The organism is Micromonospora sp. NPDC005173, from assembly GCF_040608515.1.
In the GTDB taxonomy this organism is placed as follows: Bacteria; Actinomycetota; Actinomycetes; order Mycobacteriales; family Micromonosporaceae; genus Micromonospora.
In genome coordinates this window covers 16,679-30,148 of sequence record NZ_JBEXIK010000028.1, presented here as the reverse complement: position 1 = coordinate 30,148, position 13,470 = coordinate 16,679, and the positions used below count along the sequence as shown (strand labels likewise).

Sequence of the window (13,470 nt, the reverse complement as noted above, 5' to 3'; positions counted from 1 at the left end):
GGTGGTGCGGGTCGCCAGCGTCGGCCGCGGCGCCCGTGGGGTCAGTCGTCGCCATCGAGGGCGCTCTCGAAGCCTGCGTACTGGTCACCGGGGGCGGCGGCGCGGCGGTCGAGCCGTCGCAGCGCGGCGACGAGGACGCCGACCGGCAGAGCGTCCAACTCGGTGAGGTCCAGGTCGGTGAGGTCGATCAGCTCCGAACGGAAGTCGTCCTCTCCGGTGTCCATCCCCGACCACCGCCTGTCTCCGTGTCGCGCCGCGCCCGGTCCGCTCCCCACCGCCGGGCCAGACATTGACCGGTGGCCAGATCCGCTGAGTGTGCTCATGATAACCGTGCGCCGCACTTCGGGCGGACACCCGGACGGCGGCCAGACCAGGTACGACGGGTCCGCACCGGCACCCGCCGATCGGCGGCGGCACGCGGAACGTCGCATGTCGATGTATGCTCCACTCTGGTCAGGTGGCCGGATCGGCGACCGACAGGACGGCGGAGCGTCTGATGCCCGGACCCGTTGGCGGCCACCAGCCGTCGCTCGGCGCGACGGTCCGCTCCGCGCCGCCGAGGCGACCGGTCCCCTTTCGACAGTTCGTGGTGAAGCTGCACAGCCGCTGCGATCTGGCCTGCGACCACTGCTACGTCTACACGATGGCCGACCAACGCTGGCGGTCCCGACCCCGGGTGATGTCGGCGGCGACGCTGGCGCGCACCGGGGAGCGGATCGGCGAGCACGCCCACCGGCACGGGCTGGAGGGGGTGAGCATCGTCCTGCACGGCGGCGAGCCGCTGCTGTCCGGGGTGGGCGGCGTCGCACGGGCCGTCGAGCTGCTGCGGCGCGGGGCCGCCCCGGTGCCGGCGCGGGTGAGCGTGCAGACCAACGGCGTCCGGTTGGACGACTCCTTCCTGCGCCTGTTCGACCGGCTCGACGTCGGGGTCAGCGTCAGCCTCGACGGGGACCGCACCGCGCACGACCGGCACCGACGAGGGCCGGACGGGCAGGGCAGCCACGACCGGGTCGAGGCCGCGCTGCACCGGCTCACCGGGTCGTACCGGAGGCTTTTCAACGGGCTACTCTGCACCGTCGACCTGCGCAACGATCCGCTCACCACCTATCGCAGCCTGCTGGCCCACCAGCCCCCGGTGGTGGACTTCCTGCTGCCCCACGGCACCTGGTCGGCGCCGCCCACCGGCCGCCCACCCGACCCACTGCACGCCCCGTACGCGGACTGGCTCATCGCCGTCTTCGACGAGTGGCACGCCGACGGCGGGCAGCAGACCCGGGTCCGCCTCTTCGACGAGATCATCCAACTCCTGCTCGGTGGTTCCTCCCGCCTGGCGGGAGTGGGGGTCAGCCCGGTCGCTGTCGCCGTGGTGGAGACCGACGGGGCGATCGAGATGGACGACACCCTCGGCGCCGCCCACGCCGGTGCCGGGCACACCGGCCTGCACGTGGACCGGGACACCTTCGACGCCGCCCTCGACCAGCCCGGCGTCCGGGCGCAGCAGGCCGGGGTGCCCGGGCTCTCCGCCGAGTGCCGCGCCTGCGACCTGCACCGGGTCTGCGGCGGCGGCCTCTACACGCACCGCTGGCGCGCCGGGAGCGGCTTCGACAACCCGTCGGTGTACTGCCCCGACCTGTACCGGCTCATCGGCCACATCCGCCGCACCCTGCGCCGGGACGTGACGGCGCTGCGGAGGGCGGCGCGGTGACGCCGGCCGGGCACCGGCTGCCGCGATCCATCCTCGACGACCTCGCCAAGGGGCAGGGCGGCTCGGCCGCCATCGAGCTGCTGAGGGCCGCACAGCACAGCAAGAACCTGATGCTGGTCCGGGCTCTGGTCGTCCTCACCCACCGGGTGGACCATCCGGACCGGGCAGCGGTCGAGGCGGCATACCGAATGGTCGGTGGGCTGACCCGGGACCAGCGCCGGGCCGCGTGGGGCCATCCGCCGGTGGCCGCCTGGGCCTTCGGCACCGCGTCGCTGCTGCGCCGGGGCGGACGCGCGGCGGCGTACCCCGGGCTGCTCGCGGCGGTGGCCGCGGCCGCGGCGGTGCGGGCCCGCGCGGACGCCGACCTGGACGTGCCGCTCGACCCGGCCACGCCGGGCCGGCTGGACCTGCCCGGCCTCGGCACCCTGCGGGTCGACCCCACGGCGACCCGCGCCCGGGTGCGGTGCGCCGGCGGGCGCGCGGAGGTGCGCTGCGCCGGCGAGCGGATCGAGATCGGATACGACCACGTGCCCGACCACCGGTGGCGGCCCTTCCCCGAGCTGCGCGCCACCCACGGCGGGCTTTCGCTGCGGCTGCTGCTGGACACCGGGACGTGGCGACACGTGCCGATGACGGTCGAGGTCGGCGCCCACCCGATCGCCGGTCCCGTCCCCGACCCGGGACGGTGGCTGCACCGGTTGCGCGGGGCGTGGCGCCTGCTCACCGACGAGCATCGGGCGGTCGCCGAGGAGCTGTCGGCGGCGCTCTGCGCACTGGTGCCGCTCGCCGCGCCTCGGGCCGGAGTCCGCAGCGGCACGTTCCACCACGGCTTCGGGTCGGTGGCGATGTCCCTGCCGCCGGATGCCCGTTCCACGGCGGTCACCCTGGCCCACGAGATCCAGCACCTGAAGCTGGCCGGGCTGACTGACCTGTTCCCGCTGGTGGAGCCGGGGCCGGAGGAGTCGTTCTACGCGCCGTGGCGACACGACCCCCGACCGCTGGACGGCCTTCTGCACGGCGCGTACGCCCACCTGGGGGTGGCCGGCTTCTGGCGCCGGCAGCGGCTGGTGGAGCATGACCGGGCCGCCCGGCACCACGCCGAGGTCGAGTTCGCCCGGTGGACCCGGGCCGCCGGAGAGATCGTCCAGGTGCTGACCGCGCAGCCGCGCCTGACCACGGTCGGCCGGTGCCTGGTCGACGGCATGGCGCCGGTCCTCGACCGCTGGGCCCGGGAACCGGTGACCCCGGACGCGGCGGCCGAGGCCGGGCAGCTGCTCGCCGCGCACCGGGCCCGCTGGGACCGGGAGCGGGCCGGGGCGCGACCAGCGTGACAGCGAGACTCGCCGAGCTCCTCTACGCTGTCGCGCATGGGGGACGGTAACGAGCAACCCACCCGCCGTGAGTGTTTCGTGATCGCTCCGATCGGCCCGGAGGGCTCCGAGATCCGCCGGCGTAGCGACCAGATCCTCAAGCACGTCATCCGCCCGGTGGTCGAGGCGCGGGGGTTCCAGGCGATCCGGGGTGACGAGATCGAACGCGCCGGCCTGATCACCTCGCAGGTGCTTGACCGGATCATCCAGAACGACCTGGTCATCGCCGACCTCACCGACCAGAACGCCAACGTCTTCTACGAGTTGGCCGTGCGGCACGCGCTGCGAAAGCCGTTCGTGCAGCTGATGGCGAAGGACCAGCAACTCCCCTTCGACGTGCAGGGCATGCGCACGATCCTGGTCGACCACACCGACCTGGACAGCGTCCACTCCGCCATGGAACAGCTCGGCCGTGCCATCGACTCGATAACCACGGACGCCGACATCGTCACCCCGATGTCGGTCGCCCTGACCCTGCAGGACCTGCGCGGCTCGTCGAGCCCGCACGAAACCGGCCTGTCGCAGATCATCGAGACACTGCCGCAGATGATGGACATCCTCCAAGACCTGCAACGGCACATGGGCACCGGCGGCCCGGTCGAGCCCTCGGAGGCGGACGACCACCGGCGGCTGCGCGGCCTCATCGCGTCGTTGACCGACCGTGGAATGGTCACCGAGCAGGATCTGACCGGCCTGCTCGGCGGGGCCAGCGGCAAGTTCGACAAGTGGGTGCAGCACCTCATCCAGCGCTCGAACGGTGCCGGCTGACCGTCCTGACACCACGGTCGCGCCGACGTCGGGGGCGTCAGCGGGCTGACGAACCTTTGTGCGCCGGTCAGGCCAGGGTGAGGCGGCCCTCCTGGTCGAAGCGGAGGCGGCCACTGGTCAGGGCGACGTGGAGCCCGTACCGGAGCAGCTTGTCGATTTTGTCGGTGCGGCGGCGGTAGCCGAGCCGCTCCAGGCCGGCGCGCAGCAGCCGCTCCTCGTCCATGCTCGGCGCGTGCTGCAGCACGTGCACGAAGGCGTTGGCCACCTCCTCGGGCGGCACCTCCTCGAACGCCCGGTCGTTGCTGGCCTGGGTGACCCGGTACGCGCGGTACGTCTGCGGGTCAGCCCCGTCGGGCCAGGCGTACCGGCTCACGGTCGGGTGTGCGTAGAGCCGGCGGGAGTCGACGAGGGCGAGCACGGCGGTGCGGCGGTCCTCACGGGTTCGGAGGAAGCCGAACCGGGCGAGGGCCAGGCGCGCGAGCCGGTGCTGCTCGACAGGTCCCTCCGCCTCGATGATCTCGCGGAGCGCGGTCCGCATCAGGCTGCGTACCCGCTGGTCGGTGGCGAGCAGGTCGAGGTCCGCCTGGTCGCCGAGCGGCGTCGGGACGTACGGAACGAACGGGCTCGCCGTGATGGTGCCTGACGCTCTCGCGGGCGCGACCGTCACCGAAGGCGGTGCGGACACGGCGGTGAGTCCGGTGACGGGTGCCGGCGACGCGCCCCGGAGGGGCTCCTCGTCCGCGGCGAGGCGCGACTGTGGCAACTCGGCGTCCGGCGCCGGGCGCGACGGCGACGGCTCGATGTCCGTTGCGGCGCGCGGCTGCGGCAGCTCGATCTCGCCGTGTTGCGCCTCTTCCGGCTCGGGCTCCGGTTCGGCTGTCGCGGGGGCCTCGGCTCGGGTGACCGCCTCGTCGACCTGGTCGAGCAGCGCCGACCGGTCGTGGATCCACGCCGGCAGCCAGAACCGCACCACCTCCGGCCAGCCCATGATCGTACGAAGCAGCGCGGGCGCCGAGTCCCGGTCCGCCACCGTCGGGCGGGCGCTCCAGTCGGGGCCGTCGAGCATGACGGCCACCTGCCACCGCGGCGCCCCTGGCATGCGGACGGCGAGGTCCACGGTGAAGTCGGAGAGGCCGTGTGAGGTGCGGACCTCGTGGCCGCGGTCGCGCAGCGCGGCGGCCACCTCCTCGCGAATCCGACTGCGCCGCTCGGTGCGGTCGGTGGCGAGGTCACCCAAGCGGTCCGCACCGGCGGCGGCCATCTCGCAGTACGCCCGCAGGTGCTGCGTGCCCAGAGCGGACGTACGGGACAGGTCGATGTCCGACGGGTCGAAGGACGAATAGAGGACGACCTGGCGGCGGGCGCGGGTGATGGCCACGTTGAGCCGCCGCTCGCCGCCTGCCTGGCTGAGCGGGCCGAAGTTCAGTGGGAGCTGGCCGGTCTCCGGGTTGGTGGAGAAGGCCAGGGAGAACAGGACGACGTCCCGCTCGTCGCCCTGCACGTTCTCCAGGTTCTTGACGAAGATGGGCTCCGCGACCGCACCGGAAAGGTGCTCGCGGATGATCGGGTCGACGCTCTCCTCCAGCAGGTTGAGGATGAGGTCTCGCTGCTGGATGTTGAAGGTGACCACGCCGACGGACTGGGTGGCGGTTGTCGGGTCGTGCAACCGCCGGGTGATGTCCGCGAGGATCGCCCGCGCCTCGACCTCGTTGGTCCGTGATCCGCCCCGGTCGTACTGGCCGTCGACGCGCCGCCAGGTGACACCCGCGGTGCTCAGGGCACCGGGCGACGGGAGGCTGGAGAGTTTGTTGTCGTAGTAGTAGCGGTTGGAGAAGGCGATGAGTGACTCGTCGTGACTGCGGTAGTGCCAGGAGAGCCACCGTTGCGGCAGTCCCGACTCGACGGCCTCGCTGAGGATGCTCTCCAGGTCCTCCGGCACCGGGCCGTTGCCCTCGTCGACCTCGTCGACGGTGTGGCTGGCCTGCATGATGCTGCTCGGCGGCATCTGCCGGGAGTCGCCGACCACCACCACGGCGCTGCCCCGGCCCATCGCGCCGATCGCCTCGGCCACGCGGATCTGCGAGGCCTCGTCGAAGATGACCAGGTCGAAGCGTTGGCTCCCCGGTGCCAGGAAGTTCGCCGCGGACGCGGGGCTGACCAGCACGCACGGGGTCAGTGCGAGCACGGCGTCCGGGTACTGCTCGAACAGTTCACGGAAGGACCTGCCGCCCCGCTTGCGGCGAAGCTCCGCCGCGAAGTCGGCGAAGCGGCCACGCCGGTCGGTCGGGCTGAAGGGGCGGCGACGGACCAGCACCGACGGCAGCTGCGTCGGCAGCGCGGACCGCAGCTCACCGGCGGCCGCCTCGAACTGGCTGATCTCGTCGTCGTGCAGCTCCGGGTCGAAGTACTGCAGGCCGCCGGCGCGTACCCGCTCGGCGAGGGACGCCGTTGCGACTCCCCGCCGGTAGACCTCCTCAGCGAGCTGCGCGGGCACCTCGGCGCGCAGCAGCTGGTCCCGGTAGTCGGTGAGGCCGGCCGAGGCGAGCACGTCGGCGTGGGCGAGGACGGTCGCCCATCGGCGCAGCGGGAACAGCTCCTCGCTCTGCAACTCGTGCAGCCAGGCCGCGCCGTCGCGCTGCCAGGCGTCGACCCAGTGTGAACCGGCGGCCCACAGGGTCAGCTCCGGCCCGGCGGAGCGCAGCACCCCGCGCCAGGCTCGCCACCGCGAGGCGAACCGGTCGAGAAGGGTCGCGCCGACGTCGGTGAACCCGTTGTGGAACAGCTCCCAGGCCTGCGGGTGCCGGGTCAGGAGCGTCCGGCCGGCCCGGGTCGCCTCGATCGCCTCGGTCAGCCGCTCCTGCGCGTTGGGGTCCGTGGGCTGCCACTGCGGCAGCCGCAGCCCGCCCACTGCGACAACATGCTGGTGGAGCGCGACCGCCTGCGCCTGGGCGGCCACCAGCCGACCGGTGGCAACCTCCACCCGATCGATGTCGAGCGTCGCACCGGCAACCAGGTGCACCGCCAGCCGATCCACGATGGCCTGTCGACGCTTGCGCTTGCTGAGCAGCTTCTTCGCCGCCTCCTGGGCCTCACCGTGCCAGGCGGTCAGCTCCGGGCGGGCGAACACGTCCGGCCGGAAGGTGGCGAGCTCACCGGCGAAGCCCTGCCGGAAGGCCGCCAGGTCCGCCTGGAGTCGGGCCATCGCCTCGTCCCACCGTCGGTCGCTGGCGTGCAGGGTGGTCTGCCGGTCCGGCAGCAGTCCGCGTACGGCGAGCCAGGCGCCCGCCTGTAGCTCGCTCACGGTCTCCGGGGCGGGCAGCGTCCGCAGCAGTTCGACCAGGTGCGGGTGGGCGGCGAGGTCGGCCCGGAGACGTTCGAGCTCGGCGGCGATCTCGGTGACGGCGGCGCCGTGCAGCCCGTCGAGGGTGCGGCATCCGCTCAGTGCCCAGGGGTGCGCGGCCCGGATCCGCGCCGAGCGTGCGGCCGCTGGGAATTCCCGCAGGGTTGTCTCGACCCGCGCGCGTGCCTCGGCGGGCGCGTGCAGGTAGCTCACCGGAATGGGGGCGACCGGTCCGTCTCCGTACGCCAGGACCTGCTCGTAGGCCGACCAGAGCGACATGCCGACGGGGTTGGTGGTGTGCACCTGAGCCGGGTACTCGGTCAGTGGGCCGAGCCGGGTCCGGTAGGCGGTCTCGACGGCCGTCCAGGTGCCGTCGCCGCCCTGGTCGTACTGGTCGAGGGCGTCGCGCAGCTGTTGGCGGATGGCGTTGAGGGACTGCTTGCGGCCGTGCAGGTCGAGCGCGAACGGCCCGAGGCCGATCTGCTTGAGGCGGCGCTTCACCACCTCCAGCGCGGCCTGCTTCTCGGCGACGAACAGCACCGACCGGCCGGCGCTGACCGCCCGGGCGATCATGTTGGTGATGGTCTGGGACTTGCCGGTGCCGGGTGGGCCCTCCAGGACGAAGGAGTGGCCGCGCTCGGCGCGCACGATGGCTTGCATCTGCGACCCGTCGGCGGGATGGGCAGGTGCAGGTCCGCCTCGTCGACAGCGACATCGACGTCGTGCTCGGGGCGGGCGGGGTCGTCGAACGTGGCGCCGGAGGACTCGACCAGGTGTCGGACGACCGGGTTCTCCATGAACCGGGGCCAGTGGTCGGTGAGGTCCCGCCACATCTGGAAGGTGGAGAACTGCAGCAGCCGGAGGCTGGCGGTCTCGTCGATGCGGTAGTTGAGCCGGTTGTCGAGCAGGCCGGTGTTGATCGCGGCCAGGGTCTTGGGGATGTCGATGCCGTGCTCGTCGAGGACCGGCTGTTCCAACGCCGGGATCCGGACGCTGTGCTTGACCCGCAGCCACTCGATCAGGCAGTAGTTCGGGCTGGCGACCTCGGTGCCGTCGATGACCATCGCGTACGGGCGACGGCCGCTGCCGCCCTCGATGCGCACGGGAAGGAGGAACAGCGGCGCGTACGCCTCTCCGCCGGTCGTCTTGGTGTGCACCAGGGTGCCGATGGTCAGGTAGAGGTAGTTGCTGCCGGTCTCCTGCTCCATCGTGCGCGCCTCGCGCTGCAGGGCCCGCATCGCCGTCTTGTAGCGGGCGTCGGTGACCGCGCCGTAGACCCGGCGGTCGGTGCGCAGTTCCCGGGTGAGGATTTCGGCGTCGAGGTCCTGTGCCCGGCGTGCCCCGGCCAGCTCGTGGACGTGGCTGATGGCGTCCTGCGGGATGACCTGCACCTGGCGGCCGTCGTGGATGAGGTCGTCGAGCAGGGCGAGGGCACCCGCCGGCACGTGCAGGTCCAGGCCGCGGCCACGCTTGGGCAGGTTGAGCAGTGGGTTGCGCAGGCTCAGGTCGAGCAGCGACTTCTTCCACTGCTGGACGCGCGCCGGCGAACCGTCGGACTGCTGCGGCACCTCGTCACCGTCGTCGGCGAGCTGGCGCAGCTTCGCGGCGGCGACGCCGGGCGGAAGGTCGAGGGATGCCCCTGCGTCGGCGGTCGATTCCTTGACCAGCGTTGTGGTGACCAATTCGTCGGCTGACGGCAGCGGGCGGATGCCCGAGCGATGGGCCAGGTGTACGTCGACGACGCCCTGCATGCGATCACCGTCGCCGCGGAAGTGGCCGAGCCCGACCCGTACCGCCTCGGTGAAGGTCGCCGACTGCGCGCCCGGCCCGATGCGGGTCAGCTCGACCGGCACCGCCCGGCCGGAGTCCACCATCGAGATCAGCAGGTTGCTCTCGGTGACCGCGGCCGAGCCCAGCCGCTCTTCCTCCAGCAGGAAGCCGCCGAAGGCGTGGCCCTCGGTGATGAAGATGAGCGGGTGCAGCCCTGCCGCCTCCAGGCACGCGGCGTACGTGACGGACAGGTCGAGGCAGTTGCCGAGCCGGCCGTCGAGCACCGCGGCTGTCGTCAGTACCTTCTGGCCGGTGTTCTCGAAGGACGCCGGCAGGGTCTGGTAGGTGATCTCGAGTTGGCGCAGCGCCTCGTACACGGCGCCGGCGATCAGCGCCGCCCGCTCCGAACCCTCCTGGTAGCCCTGCAGAGAGCCGGAGCCGGTCCGCGCGAGCAGGATCTGGGCGGCAGCCCGCAGGACCGCCTCCACCGCCCGGGTGTTCGGCTGCACGAAGGCCGCCAGGCTGTCGTACAGGGCGGGGCTGTTGAACCACTCGTTGTGGGCCAACACTCTTGACGGGGCAACCAGCGTCAACGCCTTGTCATCTGCCTCGACTGCCTCGACGATGAGGCGGTAGTCGACCGGGAACGCCTCGTCGGTGCGGTACAGCAGCACGCGGTCGGGCGTGAAGTCCCGGAAGTCGTCCCAGCTCGTGCTCGCCCCCGGACGCAACGGGGCGGTCAGCGTACGCGTCCACGGCTCGGTCAGCGCACCGTCCGGGCCGAGCAACTCCAGCGTCAGCGTCACGTCGGTCAGCGGCACCGCGCCACGGTTGACGAGCGTGAGGTGACGGACCAACGGCACCCGGTTGTGCACCAGGGCGGCGTTGATCGCCGGCTGCACGAGCAGCCCGACGGCGAGCTGGTCGTCGTCGGCGCTGAACTGCGCGAAGACGCTGTCGGACATGGGCGTTTCTCCAGGTGGCGAGGCCAGGAAGGGCCAGCCTAGCGGTCACCCGACCGGTGGAGAGGGCCCCGGCCGTGCGCGGCGTCGGACCGACCAGTCGGCGGGCCGCCGGCGGCAGCCAGCCGAGGTCCGCTCCAAACCGATGACGCGCGGCGCAGCTGGCCCCATGCGCAGCTCGTACAGGTCCGCCCATGGCCGGAATCGCCGGCTACGGCCCGATAGACGGTTGTAAAGGTCCGCGTCGCCCAGCATGATCGTTCTGTGGCGCGGTGGGCACCGGGCCGCCGGGAGACTCGGGCAGCCCCTTCGGGGTACCGCTGCGGTGACGCAGTGAAGAGGCGACGGGAGGATCTCATGCAAGGGGAGTTGCAACGCCTTGTCGACGCTCTCGCCGTGTACGCGGGCCGCCCGGCGCTGATCGAGGACCGCCGTCAGCGGGTGGTGGTCTACAGCGAGCACACCGGGTTGATGGACGACGTGCGCAAGGCGTCCATCCTGCGCCGGCAGACCACCCCGGAGGTGATGGCGTGGTTCCGGGACGTCGGCATCATGGACGCCCGTACCGCCGTGCGCACGCAGGCGTCGCGAGAGCTCGACCTGCTGCCGCGGGTCTGCGTGCCGATCCGTCACCAGGACCTGCTGCTGGGGTTTGTCTGGTTCATCGACCCGGACGGCACGATGGCCGACGCGGACATCACCGCAACCGGCCTGATGAGCGAGCTGTCGCTGGCGCTGTACCGGGAGAACCTCCTCGGTGAGCTGGCCTCCCAACGGGAGAGCGAGGCGGCGCGGACCCTGCTCTCCGACAGCGAGGCCAGCCGGGACCAGTCGGTGCGGACCCTGCGCGAGGCCGGCCTGATCGCCGGGGACGGGCCGGCCACCGCGCTTGTCGCGCAGCTGGTGCCGTTGCACGGCGAGCTGCCCGACGAGGTGGCCCGGCTGGCGCTGGAGCAGGCGCTGGTCACCACCCGGCGGTGGATCGGCACCCGGGAGGCCCTGCACCTGGTCCGCGACGACCACGGGGTGCTGCTGCTCTGCGGCGAGCGGGGTGCCGGGCGCCCCTCTCCCGAGGTCGTCGCGAAACTGCTCGACGACAACCTGCGGCAGGCGACCCGCGGGCTCGGCTCGGTGGAGCGCGTCGTGGTCGGGGTCGGGCAGCCGCGGCCCCGGCTGACCGAGGCGATCGCGTCGTACGGGGAGGCGCTCCAAGCGGCCCGGGTGGGCGTGCGGTTGCCGGCGCTCGGCCCGGTGGTGTCGTGGGCGGGGCTGGGCATCTACCGGGTGCTGTCGCGGATGGAGGGTCGGCACCTGGACATCGCCGACGTGCACCCCGGGCTTGAACGGTTGCTGCAGGAGCAGCCGAACCCGGTGTTGCTGCAGACCCTGGAGCGCTATCTGGATCTGGCCGGGAACGCGCACGCCACGGCCAAGCAGCTACGCCTGCATCGCACCACGCTCTACTACCGGCTACAGCGGATCGAGGAGCTGGCCGACACCGACCTGAAGAACGGAAACGAGCGGCTCTGTCTGCACCTGGCGCTGAAGCTGGGCCGGTTGACCGGCGCCTACCGGCCGCAGGAGTGACACCGGTGGGCAGGGCCGCCCCGCCCACCGGGTCCCCGATTACAGGCCTGCGGCCATGGCCGCCAACCGGCCACCGACGATCGGTAGCTCGATCCGGCTGCGGTCGAAGTGCACGGTGATGTCGGCCCGGTTCTGCTTCGCCCGGCTGCTGTAGCCGGAGTACGACCCGAGTAGCACCACGCCGACCTGGTTGCCAGCCGCGAAGACGTAGTCCTCGGGAAGCAGCGGCACGTCGACGGAGTTCTTCTTGCCCGGCACCAGCGGCGTCGTCACGGACGGCGAATTCAGGTTGAGGCCGTCCAGGATGCCCTTGGTCACCAGCTCCTGCGGATCGGTGACGACGGTTTTCTCGGTCTGTCGGTAGCAGGCGTCCTCGGCGTGTCCGCCCCAGGTGGCCGAGTTGCCCCAGCAGTCCTCGGTGGTCAGCGTCCGGATGCCGTCGCCCGAGGTGCTGAACCGCGGCCGGGTGCCGTAGTCCACCAGCAGGCCGGCGAAGCTGGTGTCTTCGCCGTTCACCGATGCGTTGATCTTGACGATCGGGGTACCCGAGATGTGCAGCGGCTTGCGCAGCGGCTGGGAGAGGAAGACCAACCGGTTCTCCGTGTTCGCCGCCGGGTCCGACGGGTGCCGGATGGCGTTGGTCTGGCTCATCGACGGGGTGTCCTGGAACGTCCGGGACGCCTTACCCGGCTGCGGGCGGACCGACAGCCCGCCGGCCGCCCTCTCGTCGCCGGGGCGCAGGAACACCTGGGTGCTCCGGACGGCCGGGATCGGCCAGCTGCGGTGGGTCTCCCAGACGTCCGGCGTCCGCTCGATGTCGGCCATCGGCTCGGCCATGATGCCGTTCTTCACCCCGTGCAGCCAGAAGTCGAACCACCGGTGCAGGGTGTCCACCCACTCACCCCGGCGGAAGTCGAACGGGTCGATGTGACCGGTGCCGGTCAGCCAGAGTTTGCGCGGCACGTTCTCCTCGGCCAGCGCGTCCCACCACTTGCTGAAGTGGTCCGCGCGGACGTTGTTGTCGTTGATGCCGTGGACCACGAACACACTCGCTCGCACCCGGTCCGCGTGCGGGACGTAGTCTCGCTCGGCCCAGAAGGCGTTGTAGTCGCCGGTGACGTCGTCGCCGTCGACGCCGAGCTGGGTCCGCACCGCCGCACAGTGCTCCCGCCGTTCCGGGTTGGTGACCGTGTTGGAGAGGCTGCCGGAGTAGTTGTTCGCCCGGGTGACCAGGCCGTTGCTGCGTGAGTAGTCGTACCAGCTGGAGATCGCCGAGATCGGCACGATGGTGGTGAGCCCCCGCACGCCGCTGGCGGCGGCCGCGTTGGCCAGCGTCCCGTCGTACGACTTGCCGATCATGCCGGTCTTACCGTTGTGCCAGTCGGCGACGACCCGGGTGCCGGCCGCGTCGGTGCCGGCTCGACGACCGTTGAGCCAGTCGATCGCGGTCGGCGCGCTGATGTTGTCGGCGCGACCACCGGTGACCGGACAGCCGGTCGAGTTGTTGGTGCCGATCATGTCGAGCAGGACCACCGCGTAGCCGCGCGGGACGAAGTAGTTGTCGTAGAAGAGCGGCCACTGGTCGTTGAGGCCGTCGCCGTCGATGTCGGCCTTGCATTCGCTCTCGTTGCCGCGACACACGGTGGAGTAGTAGGGGCTGGCATCCATGATCACTGGCACCCGCAGGCCCGCCTGGCTGGCCTTGGGTCGGATGATGTCCATCGCCACGACGTCGCGGGCGCCGTCGCCATCGGTGTCGACGTCGGAGGTGACGAATACCCGCTCGCGGATCGCGTCGGCATACCCGAACACCGGCTGGGTGACTCCGTGCTGAATGACCGGCCTGACCCGGCCCGCCGTCGGGTTCGCCGTCGCGGTTGCCGCCGGCAGGCCGACGGCGATGGCCGCAACGACCACCACCGACGCTCGCCACCAGCTCCTTGTGGTTCGCATGGTGCTCCTCCCCAT

8 protein-coding genes are annotated in these 13,470 nt (G+C 71.9%); 4 read left to right on the top strand and 4 right to left on the bottom strand.

What is annotated here, in order from left to right; all coding sequences use genetic code 11:
• Positions 1-41: 41 nt before the first annotated feature.
• Positions 42-224 carry an FxSxx-COOH cyclophane-containing RiPP peptide gene (gene fxsA / locus ABZV00_RS25720; protein WP_328415758.1) on the bottom strand — a complete coding sequence of 61 codons (183 nt, stop codon included), beginning with the start codon at positions 222-224 and terminating at the stop codon, positions 42-44.
• A gap of 272 nt (positions 225-496) precedes the next feature.
• Between fxsA and ABZV00_RS25715 the strand changes: the two genes are divergently transcribed.
• From ABZV00_RS25715 to ABZV00_RS25705, 3 genes are read left to right on the top strand one after another with little or no spacing between them, the layout of a single operon-like run.
• Positions 497-1,705 carry an FxsB family cyclophane-forming radical SAM/SPASM peptide maturase gene (locus tag ABZV00_RS25715; RefSeq protein WP_355610336.1) on the top strand — a complete coding sequence of 403 codons (1,209 nt, stop codon included), beginning with the start codon at positions 497-499 and terminating at the stop codon, positions 1,703-1,705.
• Positions 1,702-3,036 carry an HEXXH motif domain-containing protein gene (locus ABZV00_RS25710; RefSeq protein ID WP_355610334.1) on the top strand — a complete coding sequence of 445 codons (1,335 nt, stop codon included), beginning with the start codon at positions 1,702-1,704 and terminating at the stop codon, positions 3,034-3,036. Before ABZV00_RS25715 ends, ABZV00_RS25710 begins: the two co-directional genes overlap by 4 nt.
• 36 nt (positions 3,037-3,072) lie before the next feature.
• Positions 3,073-3,843, top strand: coding sequence for a hypothetical protein (locus ABZV00_RS25705; protein ID WP_355610332.1), 771 nt, complete (start codon positions 3,073-3,075; stop codon positions 3,841-3,843).
• Between the two features lie 67 nt (positions 3,844-3,910).
• Here the strand turns inward: ABZV00_RS25705 and ABZV00_RS25700 are convergent, their stop codons facing one another.
• Both ABZV00_RS25700 and ABZV00_RS25695 read right to left on the bottom strand, forming a co-directional pair.
• The gene (locus ABZV00_RS25700; protein WP_355610330.1) at positions 3,911-7,843 is read right to left on the bottom strand and encodes an AAA domain-containing protein; all 3,933 of its coding nucleotides are present in this window, start codon (positions 7,841-7,843) and stop codon (positions 3,911-3,913) included.
• Entirely contained in the window at positions 7,753-9,918 is a 2,166-nt protein-coding gene (locus ABZV00_RS25695; RefSeq protein WP_355610328.1) for a DUF4011 domain-containing protein, read from the bottom strand. The genes ABZV00_RS25700 and ABZV00_RS25695 overlap by 91 nt, the downstream gene beginning before the upstream one ends.
• Before the next feature lie 354 nt (positions 9,919-10,272).
• Here ABZV00_RS25695 and ABZV00_RS25690 point away from each other — a divergent pair, with 354 nt between their 5' ends.
• Entirely contained in the window at positions 10,273-11,502 is a 1,230-nt protein-coding gene (locus ABZV00_RS25690; protein WP_355610326.1) for a helix-turn-helix domain-containing protein, read from the top strand.
• 39 nt (positions 11,503-11,541) lie between these two features.
• Here ABZV00_RS25690 and ABZV00_RS25685 read toward each other — a convergent pair whose 3' ends face one another.
• Entirely contained in the window at positions 11,542-13,455 is a 1,914-nt protein-coding gene (locus tag ABZV00_RS25685) for a Xaa-Pro dipeptidyl-peptidase (RefSeq protein WP_355610324.1), read from the bottom strand.
• Positions 13,456-13,470 lie beyond the last annotated feature (15 nt).